14 protein-coding genes are annotated in these 20,756 nt (G+C 66.0%); 7 read left to right on the top strand and 7 right to left on the bottom strand.

Annotation, left to right across the window (positions count from 1 at the left end):
- Window positions 1–71 precede the first annotated feature (71 nt).
- The gene (locus ASF31_RS02415) at window positions 72–662 is read left to right on the top strand and encodes a bifunctional 2-polyprenyl-6-hydroxyphenol methylase/3-demethylubiquinol 3-O-methyltransferase UbiG (protein ID WP_082464974.1); all 591 of its coding nucleotides are present in this window, start codon (window positions 72–74) and stop codon (window positions 660–662) included.
- 3 nt (window positions 663–665) lie between these two features.
- On the opposite strand, the gene ASF31_RS02410 is transcribed toward ASF31_RS02415, so the two are convergent.
- Entirely contained in the window at window positions 666–1,817 is a 1,152-nt protein-coding gene (locus tag ASF31_RS02410) for a glycosyltransferase family 4 protein (RefSeq protein WP_055753145.1), read from the bottom strand.
- Window positions 1,818–1,820: 3 nt separating this feature from the next.
- Window positions 1,821–2,786, bottom strand: coding sequence for a hypothetical protein (locus ASF31_RS02405; protein WP_055753144.1), 966 nt, complete (start codon window positions 2,784–2,786; stop codon window positions 1,821–1,823).
- Between the two features lie 197 nt (window positions 2,787–2,983).
- On the opposite strand from ASF31_RS02405, the gene ASF31_RS02400 reads away from it, so the two are divergent.
- The 3 genes from ASF31_RS02400 (at window position 2,984) to ASF31_RS02390 (ending at window position 7,035) form a co-directional block, all read left to right on the top strand.
- Window positions 2,984–3,511, top strand: coding sequence for an RNA polymerase sigma factor (locus tag ASF31_RS02400; protein WP_235551224.1), 528 nt, complete (start codon window positions 2,984–2,986; stop codon window positions 3,509–3,511).
- A 109-nt stretch (window positions 3,512–3,620) separates the two neighbouring features.
- Window positions 3,621–4,571, top strand: coding sequence for a FecR domain-containing protein (locus ASF31_RS02395; RefSeq protein ID WP_055753143.1), 951 nt, complete (start codon window positions 3,621–3,623; stop codon window positions 4,569–4,571).
- Window positions 4,558–7,035 carry a TonB-dependent receptor gene (locus ASF31_RS02390; RefSeq protein ID WP_055753142.1) on the top strand — a complete coding sequence of 826 codons (2,478 nt, stop codon included), beginning with the start codon at window positions 4,558–4,560 and terminating at the stop codon, window positions 7,033–7,035. Before ASF31_RS02395 ends, ASF31_RS02390 begins: the two co-directional genes overlap by 14 nt.
- A 721-nt stretch (window positions 7,036–7,756) precedes the next feature.
- Here ASF31_RS02390 and ASF31_RS02385 read toward each other — a convergent pair.
- Complete coding sequence (locus ASF31_RS02385; protein WP_055753141.1) at window positions 7,757–9,001, bottom strand: MFS transporter; 1,245 nt, start codon at window positions 8,999–9,001, stop codon at window positions 7,757–7,759.
- 207 nt (window positions 9,002–9,208) lie between these two features.
- On the opposite strand from ASF31_RS02385, the gene ASF31_RS02380 reads away from it, so the two are divergent.
- The gene (locus ASF31_RS02380; RefSeq protein WP_235551223.1) at window positions 9,209–11,065 is read left to right on the top strand and encodes a glycoside hydrolase family 9 protein; all 1,857 of its coding nucleotides are present in this window, start codon (window positions 9,209–9,211) and stop codon (window positions 11,063–11,065) included.
- A gap of 62 nt (window positions 11,066–11,127) precedes the next feature.
- On the opposite strand, the gene ASF31_RS02375 is transcribed toward ASF31_RS02380, so the two are convergent.
- The 4 genes from ASF31_RS02375 to ASF31_RS02360 all read right to left on the bottom strand — a co-directional run bounded on the left by ASF31_RS02375 (window position 11,128) and on the right by ASF31_RS02360 (window position 17,660).
- The gene (locus tag ASF31_RS02375) at window positions 11,128–12,558 is read right to left on the bottom strand and encodes a sugar porter family MFS transporter (RefSeq protein WP_055753139.1); all 1,431 of its coding nucleotides are present in this window, start codon (window positions 12,556–12,558) and stop codon (window positions 11,128–11,130) included.
- Window positions 12,559–12,605: 47 nt separating this feature from the next.
- Window positions 12,606–13,910 carry a cation:proton antiporter gene (locus tag ASF31_RS02370; protein WP_055753138.1) on the bottom strand — a complete coding sequence of 435 codons (1,305 nt, stop codon included), beginning with the start codon at window positions 13,908–13,910 and terminating at the stop codon, window positions 12,606–12,608.
- Between the two features lie 31 nt (window positions 13,911–13,941).
- On the bottom strand, window positions 13,942–16,464 hold the full coding sequence (locus ASF31_RS02365; protein WP_055753137.1) for an exo 1,3/1,4-beta-D-glucan glucohydrolase: 2,523 nt from the start codon (window positions 16,462–16,464) through the stop codon (window positions 13,942–13,944).
- Between the two features lie 152 nt (window positions 16,465–16,616).
- The gene (locus tag ASF31_RS02360; RefSeq protein ID WP_235551222.1) at window positions 16,617–17,660 is read right to left on the bottom strand and encodes a LacI family DNA-binding transcriptional regulator; all 1,044 of its coding nucleotides are present in this window, start codon (window positions 17,658–17,660) and stop codon (window positions 16,617–16,619) included.
- Window positions 17,661–17,797: 137 nt separating this feature from the next.
- Here ASF31_RS02360 and ASF31_RS02355 point away from each other — a divergent pair, with 137 nt between their 5' ends.
- On the top strand, window positions 17,798–19,324 hold the full coding sequence (locus ASF31_RS02355; RefSeq protein ID WP_055753135.1) for a tryptophan halogenase family protein: 1,527 nt from the start codon (window positions 17,798–17,800) through the stop codon (window positions 19,322–19,324).
- The gene (locus tag ASF31_RS02350) at window positions 19,321–20,727 is read left to right on the top strand and encodes a tryptophan 7-halogenase (protein WP_055753134.1); all 1,407 of its coding nucleotides are present in this window, start codon (window positions 19,321–19,323) and stop codon (window positions 20,725–20,727) included. Before ASF31_RS02355 ends, ASF31_RS02350 begins: the two co-directional genes overlap by 4 nt.
- Window positions 20,728–20,756 lie beyond the last annotated feature (29 nt).

Genomic DNA, 20,756 nt, shown 5'->3' with positions numbered 1-20,756 from the left:
GCCCGGAAAAGCGCGAGACAGATCGCCGCCCCCTCGATAACAACCGTATCGAACAGTCCAAGGGGAAGCACGTGGGTCTGGGAACGCTCGTCAGGGGTCTGATCTTCGGTAAGGACGCCGACCGCAGGCGACGGTCCGCCAAGGCGGCGCGAATCCGCGCCCTGCCCGACCGACAGGTGATGGCCGACAGCTATGTTCCAGCGTTGGCAGCCGACGGCGGGCGCATCCTGTGGGTCGGTTGCCGCGAGTATACTCTGGACGACTACGCCTTGCTGGAGGCGCAGGGCGGCGAGGTCTGGACCACCGACATCGATCCGGCGGCCGCACGCTGGGGCCGCGAAGGTCGCCACCGCACCGGCGACATATGCGAGGCGGATCGGCTGTTCTCGGACCTGACCTTCGACGCCGTCGTCTGCAACGGCGTGCTGGGTTATGGCGTCGACAGTCCCGACCAGCAGCAGCAGGCCTTGAAGGCTCTGGCGGCCATCCTACGCCCGGGCGGTCGCCTTCTGCTGGGCTGGAACACCGACAAGATCGCCGATCCCGTTGCCGCAGGATTGATTGATCTCTACTTCCAGGCTGCCCCCTTGGGCGACCAGCCGACGCGCGTGCGGTTCGACGCGGTCACCCACGTTTACGACAGCTTTATCCGAAGAGGCTGAAGCCTAGCCCTGAAGCCGGGTCAGCGACGCCGCCGGCCCCAACAGAGGACGCCTCCGCAGCGTCGGCTTCGGCGTGACAAACGCCTTATCGACCAAGGCCTCGCGCAAGGCATCCAACTCGGCGGCGCGCGCGGCCGGCGAATGCACCCGCTCGACATAGGCCTGCCCGCCACGCGCCAGAGCCAGACGTTCATCGGGGTTTTCGACCAGACGCATCATGGCGCTTGTCAACGAGCCGGCCTCCTCGACGTCGATATACAGCGCATATTCGCCGCTGGCTTCGCGCAAGCCGCCGCGTCCCGACGAGATCAGCGCCGCGCCCGCCGCATGGGCCTCCAGCGCGGCCAGTCCCAGGGCCTCGCGCACCCGCGACGGCGTGACCGCGATGGCGGCGCGCTGCGTCATCGCCCGCACCGCGTCCAGCGATGCTGATTTGTGGATTTCGACCCGGTCGCCGAACCGCTCCAGCATCCGCACCTGTGGCGCAGCCCAATCCTGATGCTTGTCCCAGTCGCCCAGCATCAACGCGCCGCGCCAGTCGGGGTAGCAATCCAACGTCTCGGCCAGAGCGGTGCAGAACAGGTCCAGCCCCTTGTCCTTCATCGCCCGTCCCGCAAACAGGATCAGCTTCTCGCGCTGCTCGGGCGATGCACGCCAGACGTCGCTTTCGATCGGATTGCAAACCGACGAAACGCGCCCGGCCAGACGCGGATAATCCGTCGCGAACTCTTCACCCGCCGCACGGCTGACGAACACCAGACGGTCGAACCGCGCCAGACGACGGCCATAGCGCAAGCGTTCGATCAGGTTGCGCGACGGCTTGATCCGCGTGTGGCGATAAAGAACGTGGATCGCGTCCGGCAACTGCCGCGCCAACTCCGACGCCGCTTTCAGCTGCTGATGGTATTCCACAATGTCCGGCGACAGTTTCGCCAGAACGTCCATCACCGCCGCATTTCGCGCCTTGCGGCCCAGCCCAGCCGGCACCGTCACCATCTGCACGCCTGCGGGCGTCGGCCCGCCGGCATCGGCGATCAGCGTCACCAACCGGTTCAGACGGCTGTGCGCGGACAGGGTGCGCACCACCGTCTCCATGGAGTTGGTCTTGTCCGGACAGAAGGTGCAGCCTCGCGGCAAAACGACGGCGATACGCATGGTCTAGCCTTCCTTCCGAACGGAAGCGGTCTCGAAAATCGTGGGATGGACGGCGGCGCCGGTGGCGCGGCGACCGCGCGGCCCGTTCAGGCCCAGCAGGCGACGCGCCTTGAAGCCGGCCTTCAGCCATGGCTCCGCCGACGACTGGCGGATGCCCTTCACATCGATGAAGGTGACGTCGCCGTGACCCGATAGGGTGTGAAAGCCGTCGCCATATCCGTCCAGCAGATGGCCCGGCTCAAACCGTTTCATAACCACCGCCGAAAACGCGTCCGGCGACAACACATCGATCCGCAGCAGATTAATCGCTGCGCCATAGGTCACGGCGCAGTCCTGCACCGGCAGATGAAGCGCGCCGTCGTGCACGAATGCCGCCCCGCCCGGCCGCGAGGTCTGGAAACCGCTCAGCACCGGATTACCGGCATGCGCCGTCCACGGCCCCGTCAGGCTGTCGGCCCAGGCGATGTGCAGTTCGCGCATCGCCCGGTCGTCCGGTCCGGGCAGCGCATGGAACATCCACCACCGGCCGTCGTGCTTCACCACCGTGGCGTCGACGGCTGCCGCCTCGCCGATGCGGGCCACCGCCTCCCACTGATCCGGGAAACGGACACAGCGATAGAGGATCAGCCCGCCGCTCTTGTAGCCTTCCGGCAGCATGTAGAGTTCGCCGCCGTCCTCGATCAGTGTCGGATAGGACAGGTGCCAGGGCTCGGACAGGGCCACGCCCTGCCCCACCAGCCGGTCGTCGGCGTCGAATTGACGATAGTGAATCTCGCCCCGACGCACATGATAGTCGAACGCCTCGACGAAGACGGTCAGCACCCCGTCGCGCGTGATCCCGAACGGGTCCGCGACATAGGCATGAGGCCCGCAGTCGGGCAGCCAGACGATCTCGTCCGCGCGCGGCTCATGGTCAATGAAGCTGCTTAAGGGACGGCGGATGAAGCCCGAGCGCCAGAGATCGAACACGACGACGCCCTAGCCGACCGAAAGAACCGGGGCCGTCGTGCCGTCATGTCCTGCAAACGCGCGCATCTGGGTCCTGCTCATCGCCGCGACACGGCGCCTTCATGACAAGGACGCCGCCGACCAACCCTTGCCTCATGAAAATCGTCACGGCATTGAAGGTCTTGGCCCGTTTGGCTGCACGAGAGGACTTCGCCCGTTTGACCGCGCCTTCCGCGCATCCCCTGATCGCCGCCTATCTTGAGCAGCGCGAGGATCTGGCCCGGTTCTGCCGCGCGCGGCTGGGCGGCGCGTCGGACGATGTCGATGACGTGCTGCAGGACATCTATCTGAAGGTCTCGACGCTCGATCCCGACCCGCCGCCCGACAATCCTCGCGCCTTTCTGTATCGCCTGACCTCCAACCTGCTGATGGATCGCTGGCGGTCAGGGCAGCGGTCGGCCAACCGCGACGCCCAGTGGCGTCAGCTGAACCACGAGACGGGCGCCGCCGAAGACCTGGACGCGGCCCCTTCGGCAGAGGCGGTCGTGGCCGGGCGCGAGAAACTGGCGCGCCTTCTCGCCGCCCTGGACACTTTGCCGCCCAAGACTCAGACGGTCTTTCGCCTGCACAAGTTTGAGGGGGTCAGCTATGCCGACGTCGCCGTCCAAATGGGCATTTCGCGCAGTTCGGTCGAGAAGCACATGATGGACGCGCTGCGCGTTCTTTCCCGCAAGGTTCAACCGTGATGCCGGTGCTTTTCACGCCCTGGGGGAATTTGTCTGAAGGTGAAAGCTTGGCGGCGCCGTCTTGCTATCAGGAGGCGCGTTGCACGGCGTTCCTCCAGGCTGGGATCGGATGACCGCACAAACCGACATCGAGGAAAAGGCGCTGCACTGGTTCGTCGTCCTGCGTGACGACGATGCGCCCGAATCCGCCTGGCTTGAATTCCAGGACTGGTTGGAGGCGTCGCCGACCCACGCCGCCGCCTATGACGCCGTCGAGCGCCTGTGGGTCGATCTGGACGCCCCTGCCGCACCGACAGAGACCCCGGTCATCGACCTCGCCGCTGCACGTGCACGTCGCGCCAAGACACGTTTGCCCTGGCTGGGCGCGGCGATCGGCATCGCCGCCAGCGTGACGCTGGCGGTCGGCCTGTTCCTGTGGCTGACGCCGGGCTCGCAAATCTACGCCACCACCGACGCGCCCCTGACGGTCGCGCTCGAAGATGGATCGCACGTCTATCTGAACCGCCATTCCACCTTGGACGTCCGATTCGACGGCGACAACCGCTCGGTGTCGCTGACTGAGGGCGAAGCCGCCTTCGACATCGCCCACGACCCTGCCCATCCGTTCATCGTCGCGGCCGGCGATCATCAGGTCGAGGTGCTGGGCACCGCCTTCAACGTGCTGAACCATGGCGACCGTTTCGCCGTCGCCGTGGAGCGTGGCGTCGTCGCCGTCACCCCCGTCAACGCGCCCAAGGTCCGCCTGGTCGCCGGTCAGGCGCTGGCGCAGCGCGGCGAGCAGACCCCGGCCCTGTCGCAAATGCCTCCGAACCAGACATCACCCTGGCGTCAGGGAGTTTTGGTCTATCGCAACCGTCCGATGACCGATGTCGCGGACGATCTTTCGCGTTATCTCGACAAGCCGGTCGTGCTATCGACATCGGCTCGGGCGCTGCGGTTCACCGGCGCCCTTCGCATTGGCGACGAGGCCGTGATGTTGAAGCAGTTGCAGGATTTCGCCCCCGTCCGCGTGGACGCATCTTCGCGTGAAGTCCGCGTCAACACCCGTGAGGTCGGTTAAGGGCGGGCGGCCCGAACGCCTCGGCCGGTCCAAGCCACACGCCGCCGCCCTTCTTCCCAGTCTCTTTCTGCTCGCCACGACGGCCCTGAGCACGCCGGCGCAGGCGGATGCGCGCCTGCTCGACATCTACATCCCGCGCCAGTCCGTAGACGACGCCCTGCTGGACCTGGCGCTTCAGGCCCGCGTTTCACTGGGCGGCAGCCTGACGTCGTGTGCAGGCGTCAGCCCAGCGATCAGTGGCCGGATGTCGATGGACGCGGCCCTTACGCGATTGCTGGCGGGCAGCGGATGTCGCTACGCCATCCGCCAGGACGGCGCTGTGATCATCAGCAGGCAACTAAGCGCACCGCCCGTTCCCGCTCGACCGATCGCCCCACGCCCCGATGCTGCTGTGGCGTCGCCGGAAGACGTGGCTCAAGTCAGCGAAGTCGTCGTGACCGCCCCGCGCCGACCCGAGCTGATCCAGTCTTCTTCATCCGCAATGACGGCGGTCGGCGCCGATCGCATCACCCGTGCTGGGGTCACGGGCATGCAGGGCCTGGACAGCCTCGTCTCCGGCATGACTGTGACCAATCTCGGCCCCGGCCGGAACAAGATCCTGCTGCGCGGCATATCGGACGGCGTCTTCACCGGCCTGACCCAATCCACCGTCGGCCTGTACCTCGACCTGACGCCGGTCACATACGCCGCCCCGGACCCGGATCTGAAGCTGATCGACATCGACCGGGTCGAGGTGCTGCGCGGCCCGCAAGGTACGCTGTACGGCACCGGCCCCATCGGCGGCGTCGTGCGTATCGTCACGCGGGCTCCGGCGATGGGCGAGGAATCTCTGTCGCTCTCTGCGACCCGGTCGCGCACTGACGGCGGCGGCTGGAACTCCGACTATGGCCTGGTCGCCAACCTGCCTATCGCCGGCGACCGCGCCGCGATCCGCGCAGCCCTCTATGGCGAGACCTACAGCGGCTATATCAACGACGTCGAACTGAACCTGCGGCGGGTCAATGACGGCACGCGGCGCGGCGGCCGGCTGTCCGCCGCGCTGGAGATTGCGCCCGGCTGGACGGCGCGCGCCGGCGTCGTTCACCAGTCCATCGTCACCGAGGACACCCACTACGTCTATCGCGGCCTCGGCCCTTTGAGGCGCGCCAATCTGGTTCGCGAACCGCATCAGAACCGCTTCGACCAGGGCTCGGCCTCGATCGAGGGACGTGGCGCCTGGGGCCGGCTGAACGCCTCGGTCTCGGTCGTCGAGCATGGTTTCAAGAGCCGCTATGACGCCTCCAGCGCCCTTCGTCGCTTTGGATCGGGCTGGCGCATCGGCGCGCTGGACGAAGGCAAGGATATTCACCTGGTCGTCGGCGAGGCCAACTTCGTCTCTCCCGATATCGGTCGCTGGCGCTGGTTGGCCGGCGGTCTGGTGTCGTCCAACACCACACGCACCAATCCCGTCCTGTCCGCCCTGACGCCCGAGCCTCGCGCCATCTATTCCGAGGCGCGGCGCGACCGGCTGAACGAGGCCGCCGTATATGGCGAAGCGTCGCTGGACCTGCCCCACGACCTGACCCTGACCGCCGGGGCCCGCTACTACGCCCTTGAATACGACACCACCTCCCTGGTTCGACAGTTCAGCCGCTCGCGATCGTTCGACGGACGCGGGGAATCCGCCGGCTTCACGCCCAAGATCGCCCTCGCCTGGCAGCCCAGCGATCGCCTGAACCTGTCCGCCCTCGTCAGTCGTGGGCATCGGGCCGGCGGCTTCAACACCGCCGGCGTCATCGGCCAGGACTTCAGCGGCCTGTCCGATTCACCGGCGCGCCAGTACAAGCCAGACAGCCTATGGAACGCCGAGTTGGGGGCCAAGTACCGATCGGCGGACGGCCGCGCCCGCTTCCGCGCCGCCGTCTACGCCGCACGCTGGCGCAATGTGCAGAGCGACCAATTTTTGCCCAGCGGCCTGGCCTATGTCGTCAACGTCGGCGACGGCGCGGACAAGGGCTTCGAGGTCGAGGCCAACTGGCGTCCCACCGAGACGCTTGAGCTTTTCGCCAACGGGCTTGTCGCCGACCCACGCATCACCTCGCCCAGCGCGCGGTTTGATTCCCGCCGAGACGCGAGTTTGCCGGGGGTGCCTCGGGCTTCTGCGAATGTCGGCTTCAGCTGGCGTCGTCCGCTGGGCGAGCGTTTGGCGTTGCTTGCGGACTGCGGCCTTTCCTACGTCGGCGCGTCGCGCCTGACGTTCGACGGACGCCAACAATATCGTATGGGCGATTACGGCACGGGAAGACTGGCCTTTGGCGTCGAAGCGTCGGCTTGGACCGCGACGATCTTCGTGGACAATCTGTTCGACACCGAAGCCAACACCTTCGCCTACAGCGACCCTTTCCGCCTTCCCGACGCCCAAGCCATCACGCCTCTGCGTCCTCGCACCATCGGCCTGACGCTTAGGTGGGGAGCGCCGCAGTAGACCTTTTCGGATCGCGGGAGCCTGCGGCTGGATTCCCGATCATCACACACCAAAAAGCCGCTCGGTTTTGTGCAATGGACCTTCTTGGTGTTTTTTGTCTCTTGCAACCGACCGTGGCCGCAATTGATCGACCAAGAAGTCGACGAACACCCCGAATGCGAGCGGGCACGCCGCCGCCGCCGACAAAGACGGCATGGATGGTGTCGCGGTCGCCAGGATTGAAATCTTCAAGCTGCGGCATGAGCTTACCCTTAAGCAATCGCATCGGCGACGCTGAAGTTGCCCACGCGAGTTACGCCGACGCCGGCCGGCGCAAGTCGCGTCAGGCTCTCGCCATTGTTTGCTTCCACGGGGCCGCGAACCGTCAGCGCATAGTCACGACCGTCCCGTCGAAAAGGTCACGCGGGCTCCAACCTTCGGAAGTTGAAGTTCAGAAAGTCATGTTGGCGCCCCCCTGCGGCGGTGATCCGCCGAGCCGTGTGGCTCTACTTTTGCTTCAGCCTCAGCCCAGCGCTTCCTCACCACTCGTGCCGCGATCGACAACACCTTCCACACCCAACGACATCTCATCAGCCGACCAAATCTTTGCCGCTGCTCCGCAGGGGCTCAGGCAGCGTAGCTGGCGGCCTGCGCCTGATATTTCGGCGGGTTGGGCAACGTGCATCTTGCACTTGGCAACCTGACAGCGCCGTTCAGCCCGCGCAGGTTAACCCGGCAACGTTCATGTCCGGGCTGACCGAAATAGGGTCATAACGACCGCAGCAGCAGCGAAACACGCTGCTGCTGCGACGTAAAGGCCTCGGATATCCAAGCCTACCTGTTCCAGAATGATGGCAGCGATTGGGGCCATCGCCTGGGGTAAGGCCACTGCCAGATTGTTGAGTCCCATATCCCGACCACGATTGTCTTGTGTGGGAAGTGCATCCGCCAACAATCCCATTTCCACGGATCCATAGCCCCCTTGCCCCAGGCCGTAGATTGCGAAGGCGAAAACCACGACGGTCCATGACGGCGCGATCGCCAAGGCGACGGTAGCCACACAAAGGGCCACCGCTCCCGCCAGAGCAATGGGTTGTCGCTGCACGATACGCGTCCCAAACACCGCCATTAAACTAGCAATGAATACGACACTCACGAAGGCGACGCCCGTTAGCACGGCATGGGAACGTTCCGGAGTACGACCAGGCCATCCGACTGCGTCGGTAACGAAATAAAGCAGATAAATGCTGACAAGGGCGTAGCCGGTCGCGATGAGGAGGCGACCTGTCCAGACCGTAGCGAAATTGCGCGATCGAAACGGCGCAAGCAGCGATCCGCTCCCGCCAGTCTGAGACGACGGCGCTATAGGTTGTCGTTCCGAAGACGACTCATCGAAAACGAGGAGGAAGAAAGCGGCTGCACCAAGAAGAATGCCCGCCAGAAGCGCTAATCTGCCGGGTTCGTACTGCGGACCGAGCGCCATCAGACTGGAGCCCAGAGCGACAGCGAGCGGATACGACAGTCCCAGCATCGCCGAGACAGTACTTCTCAGCGAAATCGGCACGCGATCCGCAAACACGGCTGCGAGCGGAGCCATGAGCACGTTGAACGCAAGTTGAAATCCGACCAAGGCCCATACGAACTCGCCCGGCGTCGACGACCGCCATATGCCGACATAGCTTAAAACCGTCAGCAGCGCCCCAAGCGCAATCCAAGGTCGGCGACGACCAAACCGCGAACGCGTCCGGTCGCTGATCGCGCCCATGGCGATATTGGCCACGGCGGCCGTGATCGCGCCCCAGACCATAGCCCGGCTAAGAATTTGAGTTTTACCCCCGGCGTCAAGAGCGGCGGCGTGGAGCGGAGCGACGATTTGGAACAGGGGCGCCAGACCGATGAAGGCGGCTAGGAAAAACACCAGATATGCCACCAAGACCAGGGGCGTGCGGCGGGTTTGAGAACGGCTGGAAACTTCACCCTCCTCCATCGAGCGGCCCCCGCCTCTATGGCACGTGGCTCGACACGCTTGCTAGCGCGATCATGGCGTCATCCGGTGTGAGTAGCTGCAACAAAATGCGATCGGCAAATCACTTGTGACAACGCTGTCAGATGCTAGGGTTTTCGCGAGGATCGTGCGGCACGTCGGCGTATGGGCGTCGCTCATGAAAGTACACAGGCCTTGAGGGAGGTTGGGGTGAGAAAGAGATCGAGCGCGAGCGTCGCGGCCGTGGCCCTGGCGGCCGCCTTCAATGCGGCACAGGCGGAGACGGAGACCAGCGCCGTCCGGATGAGCCAGATCGGGTTCGAAACCCAAGGGCCGAAGACGGCAACGGTCGAGGATCGGGCCACCCGCCCCCTGCCTTGGCGCGTGGTGGACCCGGCGGGCGCTAACGTGGCCCAAGGCACGTCCAAGGTCTTCGGCCAAGACGCCGCCTCGGGCCAAGCCGTGCATACGGTTGACTTCCAATCTCTGCAGACCGTTGGCGAAGGCTATCGGCTGATCGTGGGATCGCACGAAAGCCGCCCCTTCTCGATCCAGCAGCATCCTCACGCCCGGCTGAAGTACGACGCCCTGGCCTATTTCTATCAGAACCGGGCCGGCGTGCCGATCCCGGCGGATCACGTCGCGCGGCCGGATCTGGCGCGTGCAGCCGGGCACCCGCACGAAGTCGCGGCCTGCTTCTCGGGCGCCGACACGACCGGCGCGGTCTGGCCCGGGTGCGACTATACGCTGGACGTCACCGGCGGCTGGTATGACGCTGGCGACCACGGCAAATACGTCGTCAACGGCGGCATCTCGGTCTGGATGCTGTTGAATGCCTATGAACGCGCAATGGCCAGGAGCGGCCCGGGCGCAAGCGCCTTCGCAGACGGCAAAGTCGACATTCCGGAGGCCGGAAATGGCGTCAACGATCTGCTCGACGAGGCCCGGTACGAGATCGAATTCCTGCTGAAGATGCAGATCGCTGACGGCGTGAAGCTGAAGGTCCCGGTCGGCGCCCAGGCGCCGGGTCAGCCGCTGACCCTGACCGAGATCGACGCCGGCGGCATGGTCCATCACAAGGTGCATGATGCGCAGTGGACGGGCCTGCCTATGGCCCCGGCGGACGATACCCAGCCGCGCCTTCTGTATCCGCCCAGTACGGCCGCGACGCTCAATCTCGCCGCAGTCGGCGCCCAATGCGCGCGGATCTGGCGTGACATCGATCCGGCCTTCGCACGCCAATGTCTGACGGCGTCGCAGCGGGCCTTCCGCGCTGCGCTGCGCAATCGCGACATTCGGGCCGGAGAGAATTTCGCCGGCGGTGGAGCCTATGGCGACAACGACTTCTCGGATGAATTCTATTGGGCCACGGCCGAGCTTTTGGCCACGACGCGCAATCCGGCCTATCTGACCGCGCTCAAGACCTCGCCCTACTATCTGGGCGGACCCCTGTCGGGCAAAAGCGCGACTGGCGATCCGGGCTTCTCCTGGACGGCGTCGCTGGGGTCGCTGACGCTGGCGACCGTGCCTGACGTTCTGCCGCCCGAGGATCTGGTCACCGTGCGCGCCAACATCGTGGCGGCCGCCCGCGCCTACGTCGATGCCGGCTATGGTCAGGGCTACGGCCTGCCGGTCGCGGGCGAGAAGTACGAATGGGGTTCGAACGGCGCCTTGATGAGCCGGGCGGTGATCCTGGGTTCCGCCTTCGACTACACCGGCGACTGGGATTTCCGCAACGCGGTGATCTGGTCACTGGATTATGTTCTGGGCCGCAATCCGATGGATCGGTCCTATGTGACCGGCTACGGCGATCGTCCGGTCCAGAACCCGCACCATCGCTTTTGGGCGCATCAGGCCGACCCGGCCTATCCCCTACCCCCGGCGGGTGCCCTGTCGGGCGGGCCGAACAATCAGGCCATGATCGACGACGTGGCCAAGATTCTGGTCGGCAAGTGCGCGGCCCAGACCTGCTGGGCCGACGACATCAACGCCTATGCCCTGAACGAAGTGGCCATCAACTGGAACGCGCCCCTGGTCTGGGTCGCCGCCTTCATCGACGATCACTGACGCGTTGCAGACCTGGGACTTCCGCCGTTCGGAGGAACGGCGGAAGTTGGGATCTTAAATCCTTAGGCCATCTCTTCCAGTTCGCGACCGCGCGTTTCCTTCACCCAGGCCTGGACCAGGAAGAAGGAGATCAGGGCGCTGACCGCGTAGAAGCCGTAGGTGAAGACCAGCCCCAGGGTCGCCGCCATCCACGGGAAGCTGACCGAGATGGCGAAGTTGGCGATCCACTGGGCGAAGCCGGCGACGGCCAGGGCCGAACCCCGCATCTGGTTGGGGAACATCTCGCCCAGCATGACCCACATGACAGGGCCCCAGCTGAAGTTGAAGAAGACGACATAGGCGTTGGCCGCGATCAGGGCGATCAGGCCGGTGTTGTCGTCCAGATGCAGCGAACCGTCGATCAGGGCGGCCTTTGAGAAGCACCAGGCGACGGTGGCCAAGGTCACGAACATGCCCGCCGAACCGATCAGCAGCAGGGGCTTGCGACCGATCTTGTCGATGACCGAGATGGCCGCCAGACAGGCCGCGATCGACAGGACGCCGGACAGGATGTTGATCTGCAGCGCGTCATTCTCGGAGAATCCGACCGACTGCCACAGCACCGCGCCGTAGTAGAAGACGATGTTGATGCCGACCAGTTGCTGGAACACGGCCAGGATCAAGCCGGCCCAGACGATGGGGCGCACCTTCTTGGTCGCCGGGTCGAGCAGGTCCGAGAATTTCGGCTTGTGATCGGCGCTCAGCGAGGCGCGGATTTCGCCGACCTTGCGCGCGCCGGCGCCGGCTCCGAACAGCTTGGACAGCACGGCCTCGGCCTGGGCGTCCTTCTTCTTGGCGACCAGGAAGCGCGGGCTTTCCGGGATGACCAGCAGCGCCAGCAGATAGATGGCGGCCGGAACGACTTGCAGCCAGAACATCCAGCGCCAGGCGGGGAAGCCCAGCCAGAAGTCGGCGGTCGATCCGCCGGCAGTGCGCGCCAGAACGTAGTTGGCCACGAAGGCGCCGGTCAGACCCGTGATGATCATGATCTGCTGCACCGACGACAATCGGCCGCGGATCGAGGCCGGGGTCACTTCGGAGATATAGGCCGGCGACAGGACAGAGGCGGCGCCGACGCCCAGACCGCCGATGAAGCGGGCGATGATGAAGTGGGCCGAGGTGTCGGCCGCCCCCGCCCAGAAGGCCGAAACGATGAACAGGCCGGCGGCGATCTGCATCACCGTGCGACGACCGATGGCGTCCGCCAGACGCCCCGCGATGAAGGCGCCGACGGCGCAGCCCAAGAGGATGGCGCCGACGTTGAAGCCGGTGCCCAGAGCCGACAGGTTGAAGGCCGCCTCCAGCCCGTCCTGGGTGCCGTTGATGACGCCGGAATCATAGCCGAACATGAAGCCGCCGATGGTGGCGACCGCCACGATCAGGGCGATAAAGGCCATGTTGACGCGGTCGTCGCCCGCGATGTCGGGGCCTGAGCCCCCCGTCGGTCCTGCCATCTCGATATTCCCTCCGAAAGCCCGCAAAATGGTTCGGGCCTTTATTCCTAAGCCTGCTGGCGTTCCGTGATACCCGGCAATTCGGGATCGGACTCTTTCAACCCGCCCAGCTCGCCCCGCGCCCTCGCCTTCCGGCCGTAAACCCGTTCGAACAGGGGTGAGGCCATCAGGGTGGTGATGATGGCCATCAGCACCAGGATGGAGAACAGGGCCGGGCCGATGACGCCCTTTTGCAGGCCGATGTTGATGATGATCAGCTCCATCAGGCCGCGCGCGTTCATCAGGGCTCCGATGCCCATGGCCGTAGCGTTGTCCTGACCCGTCAGGCGGGCGGCGGCCCAGCAGGCGCCGCCCTTGGCCAGGATTGAGCCCAGCAGGATGACGACGGTCACAGCCAGCAGCCCCAGGCTGTTGACCATGGTCAGCTGTGTGTTCAGCCCCGAGAAGGTGAAGAACATCGGCAGCAGCACCAGCACGGCGAACGGCTCCAGCTGACGCTTGACCTCGTCGCTCAAGAGACCGCGCGGCATGGCGACGCCCAGGATGAACCCGCCGAAGACAGCATGGATGCCGACTGCGTCCATGGCCCAGGCGCTGAGCATGAACAGGATCAGCACGATCCCAAGCACGGTCGGGCTTAGCCGCCCCTCCCGCTCGACGATTCGGCCCAGCGGCGCCAGCAGCTTCGGCCCCAGCGTCAGCATGAACAGGGCGAAGGCGCCGCCCCCCGCGATGGCCGTCACCGCCAGCATCGGCCCGGCGCCAAAGCTGGCCAAAACGATGGCCAAGACGCACCAGGCGCCGGCGTCGTCGATGGCGCCGGCCGCCAGCGACAGCGAACCCAGCCGCGTGCCGCTGAGCCCCCGCTCATGAATGATGCGCGCCAGCATGGGAAAGGCCGTGATCGAGATGGCCGCGCCCATGAACAGCATGGCCTGCCAGGTCTGGATGCCCTGCCCGAACAGACCCTCAGCGACCAACCAGGGCGCAATGGCGACAGCGACCAGGAAGGGCGCCGCCATGCCCGCCAGCGACACGGCGGCCGCGCTTTTCGCATTGGCCCTGAAGTGATCGCGACGGAAGCCCAGCCCGACCAGGAACATGTAGAGGCCGACGCCCAACTGGGCGCCGACGAACAGGATCGACCGCGACTCCTTGGGGAACAGGGCCGCCTGCAGATCGGGGGCCAGCAGGCCGAACAGTGACGGGCCAAGGATCACCCCGGCGATCATCTCGCCCACCACCTGCGGCTGGCCGAGGTAGCGCTTGGCTAGCCAGCCCACGATGCGGCAGGCGGCGATGATGATCGCCATCTGCAGGAAAAAGGCCACGCTCAGTTCAGCATTGGTCATGCGGCCGGTTCCCCCCTTGGCGAGCGCCAGCCTACTGCGTCGGACAGACGGCGTCGCCCTCGTTCGACGCCAGGCGGATGTCCTCGACCGTGACCGCGAAGTCGGCGTTGGTGCGCAGGCCCCAGGGTTGATCGACGGCGGCGATGTCGGCGCCACGGTCACGCAGGCACGACAGCCGGACCTTCAGCGTGCGCCATTCGCCCACTGGAGCGGCGGCGATCAAACTGGAGATGTCGACTGAACCGGCGCCCAGGGTCAGGAACACCGGTCCCTTGGGTCGCGCATCGACGCGGTAGCGGAAGGCGATGGCCATCTCGCCGTTCGACTGGCGCGTCAGATCGACCGGCTGCGCCACGATCATCGCCTGGCCGCCGCCTTGCGAAAAGATCAGGGCGCGGGCCGACTCCTGGCCTGCGCCGTCGGTGGCGCGCGCAGACACGCCGCCGCGCGGGCTGGCGCCGCTCTTTTCAGCCCCGAGGCGGAAGTCTCCACCCGCATCGCGCAGCATCAGCGACCAGGGGGCGACGAAGCGGCCATCGACGAAGTAGCGGTCCAGGCTGCCGCCCGCGTTGGCGACGCCGCTGTCTTCCGAGAGCAGGCCGACGCGAGCGTTGCGCGCATAGGTCAGGCCGTAGCCATAGGCGAACTGCGGGTCATAGCCGGGCTGACCCACGTTCAGCGGCTCGCCCTTGGCGGTCTTTGGCCAGCTGAAGGACAGGGTTCCGGTAAAGTCGTTGCGCGGCTTGCCCGCCGCATCGCCGACCAGCACGTCGGCGACGCCCGCTCCCTCCGTGCCCGGCAGCCAGGCGGCGACGAAGGCGTCGGACGCATTGATCTCAGGATTGGTCCACATCGGCCGGCCGGACAGGAAGACCGACACCGTCGGAATGCCCGCCGCCTTCAGCCGCTTCAACGTCTCCAACGGGCCGGTGGGCTCGAAGTCCAGCGTGTCCACATCGCCTTGGAACTCGGCATAGGGGGTCTCGCCGAAGACGACGATGGCGACGTCGGGCTTCTGGGTGAAGGCCCCGTCGGCGCTGAGGGTCGCCTGACCACCGCCGGCGGCGACCGCCTCCTTGATGCCGCCCCAGATCGACTGGCCGTTGGGGAAGTCGGCGTTCGAGTTGCCCGTGCCCTGCCATGTCAGGGTCCAGCCGCCCGAGGCCTGGCCGATGTCGTCAGCGTGACCGGCGACCAGCACGCGTGCGTTCGCGCGGATCGGCAGGACGCCGTCGTTCTTCAGCAACACCAGCGACTTGCGCACCGCCTCACGCGCCAGGGCGCGGTGGGCGGGGGACCCTAGCTCATTGTAATGGCCCTCGACCGGGCGAGCTTCGTTGAACAGTCCGGTCTTGACCTTGGCGCGCAAGATGCGGCGCACCGCCTCGTCCAGGCGCGCCATCGGGATTTCGCCCGACTTCACCTGAGCCAAGGTGTTTTGATACAGCGGCTTCCAGCTGTCGGGCGCCATGAACATGTCTATGCCGGCGTTGAAGGCCAGGGCGCAGCTTTCGTTCGAACAGCCCGGCAGTTGGCCATGGGCGTTCCAATCCGACACCACGAAGCCGGCGAAGCCCAGCGGGCCGCGCAGCACGTCGGTCAGAATGGTTTCGTTGCCCGAGTGTTTGACGCCGTTCCAGCTGGAGAAGCTGGCCATGATCGACAGCACCCCGGCGTCGATGGCCTGAGGATAGCCGGACAGATGGGTGCGGATCAGCTCCTGTTCCGATCCCGCAAAATCGCCTTGGTCCTTGCCGCCCGTGGTGCCGCCGTCGGCGAGGAAGTGCTTGGCCGAGCCGGCGATATGGCCGGCCGCCAGCGGATGATCGGCCGACAGCGCGCCTTGCAGGCCGAGCGTCATCGGGCCGGCGTAGCTTTTGGCGACCTCGGGGTTCTCGGCATAGCCTTCATACGTCCGGCCCCAGCGGTCGTCTTGGGGCACGGCCAGAGTCGGGCCGAAGGTCCAGTCGGCGCCTGTCACAGCGACTTCCAGCGCCGTCGCTTCGCCGATGCGGCGGATCAGGTCGGGATCGCGCGCAGCGCCTAGGCCGATGTTGTGCGGAAAGATGGTGGCGCCGACGATGTTGTTGTGACCGTGCACGGCGTCGATGCCGTAAATCAGCGGGATCCTGGCGCCCGGACGCTGGGCCGCCGCCGCGCGGAAGGCCCGGGCCAGTTCGACCCATTTCTGTGCAGACGCGCGCTCGTCGCTGCCGGGCGACGAGTTGCCGCCCGCCAGGATCGAACCCAGCGGATAGGTCAGCAGGTCCTCAGGCTTGATCGAGCCGATGTCGGCCTGGATCGTCTGGCCGACCTTCTCCTCCAGCGTCATCCGGCTCATCAGGTCGGTGACGAACGCTTCCGTCGTCGCATCCGTCATCGCCGCCGGCGAGGCCGCGCGGGGCCAAAGCGCCGGCTGGGCGCGCGTGGCCTCAGTGACGATGGAGGCCTGGGGCGTCACGGCCTGAACGGGAACGGCCCGAGCCATGCCGGGATCGATCGCGCAGGCGCTCGACATGAGGGTGATCACCAGGGCGGTGGCGGCCATGCGCATGGAGGGAGACCTGATCGTTGCGGCCGCCACGCCGCCCAAGCCAACCCCGGAGACGCGCTTTCAGGCCGATATGGATGTCCGAAACAGCCCCGGACAAAACCCACTGTGCCAAACGTCTGACAGCGCTGTCAACAACTGCCTGAGCTTGCCTTTCAATGCTCGATGCGAGCGGTGGACTGGCGCGCGATCAGATCATGCGGAACGATGACACGCGCGGCGGCGTCGCCGTCCAAGAGACGACGCAGAGGCGGAATAAGGCGTTGCGCGGCGGCGGCGGCCATCTCCGCTACCGGCTGACGGATGGTGCTTAAATCCGGCGTGCTGAAACCCGCGCCGGGCGAATCGTCGAAACCGGCCACCGACAGGTCGCCGGGCACCGACAGTCCCAGCCTCGCCGCACATTGCAGGACGCCAAGGGCCGTATCGTCGTTACTGGCGAAGACGGCCGTGATGTCGGGCGAGGTCTCGTGCAGTTTCTCCATCGCCAGCGCCCCGGAGTTGAAGGTGAAGTCGCCCTCCACCACCCAAGCCGGCGCCACGTCCAGGCCAGCCTCGGCCATGGCGTCCGTGTAACCGGCCAGACGACGCCGGCTGGCCCCATAGGCGACAGGCCCGGTGACAAAGGCGATCCGCGTGTGGCCCAGTTCGATGAGATGGCGGGTCATCTCCAATGCGGCGCGCCGTTCGTCCATCTCGATGCAGAAGCCCCGATCAAACGCCGCTTCCGGTCCAATGCGAGCATAGGGCGTACCGGCCGCGTCGAGGGCGTCCATCACCACCGTATTGTCCGAGTTCGGCGGGGTCAGAATGACGCCCTCGGGCCGGATCGAGTTCAGCAGCGCCATGAGATCGCGTTCAAGATCGGCCGAGTTGTGATCCACCAACTCGATCATCAGATGGTAATCGACCTGGCGCGCCTCCATCAGGGCGCCGAACTCCAGACGCCCCAGATAGTCGCTTCCGCGCCCGCTCTTCCAGTGTTCGATGGTCAGATCCGCGTCCACCAGGACCGCGATCAACGACGACGACGCCCCCGCCAGACTGCGCGCCGACAGGCTGCGCCGATAGCCCAGAGACGCAGCCGCCTCCTCTACCTTCGTTCGCAGCGTCGGGCTGACGTTCGGCTCGTTGTTGAGCACGCGCGACACGGACTTGATGGACACGCCCGCCTTCGCGGCCACGTCGTAGATCGTCACCGTCGCCAAAATCCGTCCCCCTGAACGTCGCTCAGACCGCTTCTAACATCCCCGCTCGAAAAGGCGATGCCGACACCGCTTGTGGTCAGGCTTGTCCATCGCTGTCATGCCGAAAAATGGTCTGCTAGACAGTCGGCATGATGATCCAAAACGATGCCGGTCCGATCCGAAAAATCGTCATCCTGGGCGGAGGAACCGCTGGCTGGATGACGGCCGCCGCCCTGTCTCATCGTCTGGCGGGCGGCGCCGTCTCGATCGAACTGGTCGAGTCCGACGAGATCGGCATCGTCGGCGTGGGCGAGGCCACCCTGCCCCACATCCGCGCCTTCAACACGGCCATGGGCATCGACGAACAGACGTTGATCGACCAGACTCAGGCCACCTTCAAACTGGGCATCCAGTTCGTGGACTGGGGGCGGCCCGGCGACAGCTATATCCATCCCTTCGGTGCCTATGGCGAGCCGATCGAGGGGATCGATTTCCACCATGTCTGGGCCGCGCGCCGCGCCATGGGCGACGCTGCCGACATCAGCGACTACAGCTATCCGGTCAGGGCGGCCGAGGCGAACCGGTTCCAACGGCCGGTTTCCGACCCCGGCTCCATGCTGTCCACCTTCAGCTACGCCTTTCAGTTCGACGCCAGCCTCTACGCCGCCTTCCTGCGCCAAGTGTCGTGCGGACGCGGCGTGGTCCGCACCGAAGGGAGGGTCGTCGATCATGTCCTGAATGGCGCGACGGGTGATGTCGACGCCGTCGTCCTGTCGGACGGACGCCGTGTTTCGGGCGATCTGTTCGTCGATTGCTCGGGCTTTCGCGGTCGGCTGATCAATCAGGCGCTGGAGACGACGTTCGAGGACTGGAGCCATTGGCTGCCCTGCGACAGCGCCTTCGCCGTGCCGTGCCGGACGACGGCGCCGGTCGGCCCCTATACCCGCGCGACGGCCCGCGCAGCGGGGTGGCAATGGCGCATTCCGCTGCAACATCGCACCGGAAACGGCCACGTCTTCTCATCGGCTCACATTTCGGACGAGGACGCCGTGGCGACCCTGATGTCCACTCTGGAAGGTCCGGCGCTGGCCGAGCCGCGTCGGTTGAGCTTCAAGACCGGGCGACGGCACAAACTGTGGAGCCGAAACGTTGTCGCGATCGGTCTGTCCGGCGGCTTCCTTGAGCCGCTGGAGTCCACCAGCATCTACCTGATCCAGTTGGGCATCACGACCTTGCTGGATCTGTTTCCCGACAGGGTCGGGATGGCGGCGGACGCCCAAGAATACAATCGGATCATGGCGCTGGAGTTCGACCGGATTCGTGACTTCCTCGTCCTGCACTATGTCGCCAACCAGCGCGACGAGCCGTTCTGGCGCGAGATGCGAACCATGGCCTGGCCCGACAGTCTGTCGGCCAAGGTCGAGGCCTTTAAGTCGCGCGGCCTGCTGCCCGACTACGACATCGGCGTCTTCCTGCCGCCCAGCTGGCTCGCCGTACTGGTGGGGCAGAACATCGTCCCGAACGGCTGGGATCCGCGTGTCGATCGGCTGGAACCGCACGTCTTGTTTGACAAGCTGGCAGCCCTGCGCGACGACGTCAGATCGACCGTCGATCGGACGCCCGATCACATGACCTTCATCCGCCAGGCGGCCCAGCGCGCGGGGGGCGTCCGATGAGAGGGTCAGACAAGGCTTGGGTCATTCGAGGCGGCGGACTGGCGGCCTGGGCGGCGGCCGCCCTGTTGGCCAAGACGCTGCCGTCCGGTCATTCGGTCCTGATCGAAGACGCCGCTCCTCCCGCGCTTGGTGAAGAGCCCGAGGTCGTGATCGCCGATCCAGACGGTGTGCTCGTCCAATTGTCTGACGGCGCCGACCTGTTGGCTCGGGGCCACGGCGGTTTCTTCCTCGGCTCGCTGCTGCGAAACTGGCGCGACGGGCGAGACATCGCCGTCGTCGAGCAGGAGCCCCTACCTGGGATCGATGGGGTCGCGTTGGCGGATGTGGTGCTGCGCGCCGCCCGTCAATCTCCTGACGCCCCCGACTATGCCACTCTTCTGGCGCCGCTGCAGTTTCAGGCGCGCGTGATGGCGGCCGGTCGTTACGCCCATCCCAGCCCGGATCGGCAATCGCCCCGCTCTCTTCTTCGTCCCAGACTGATGCTGGACGCGCGCGTTCTGACGGCGCGACTGCGGGACATCGCCCGGCGCGCCGGCGTGCGAGAGGGTCTGGGCGACACCCGCGAGATCGCGCCCTTCATGACCGTGGACACGCGAACGACCAGAGCCTTTGACGGCGACGGCGACTGGACCGCACGCCTGGGCTACGACCGCTGTCTGACCGTGCGCTACGCGGGTGGCGATCACGCGCCGCGTCTGGATATGACCAACCTGGTCGAAGGGCTGGCCAGTCGCAGCCCCCTGCCCGGCGGCGGTTTCGCCAGCCTGCCCTACGCCGCAGATCGCACCACCGCTGACGTTGCGACGGCGGCGCTGGCGGCCTGGCTGGGTGATGTTGATGTCGCCGCCCTGTCGGAGGTCGCCCTCGCCCCCGGCTTCAGTCCGCATCCCTGGAGCGGGCCTCGTCTTGCTCTTGGTCCGGCGGCGGCGCGCTTTGGCGACGCCTTGGGCCTGGACAGCGTCTTACTGGAGCGACAGCTGACACAACTCGTCGCATCGCTGCCGAGCGCGTCCGAGCAGATTTCAGCCTGCGCGGAGGCCTATAACGAGGCCGTTGTTCGAGACATCGCGCACCGCGCGGACCGACTCCATTTGATCCTTCTATGCGGATCGCAAGGCCAACGACTAGCCCCGGCTGGCGACGACCTGGCGCGTCGCATCGCCCAGTTCACGTCTCGCAACGCCGGCGTCGGCCTGGATGGCGATCCCTACGACGCACAACACTGGACCCTGCTGATGGCCGGCCTTGGCCTGACGCCGCGCCGTTACGACATCCAGGCCGACCGTCTGGACATCAAGGGCGCCACGGCTTCGCTGGGGCGAATGGTCATGGCTTTCGACCAGACCTTGGCCGCCCTGCCCGCCCATTCTCAGTTCATCGAACGGCTGCGCGAAGGCGGCTGATCCAGCACGAAAAAAAGGGGCGTCGATCA

Source organism: Brevundimonas sp. Leaf280, from assembly GCF_001422455.1.
Lineage (GTDB): Bacteria > Pseudomonadota > Alphaproteobacteria > Caulobacterales > Caulobacteraceae > Brevundimonas.
This window is presented reverse-complemented; position numbering and strand designations above follow the sequence as displayed.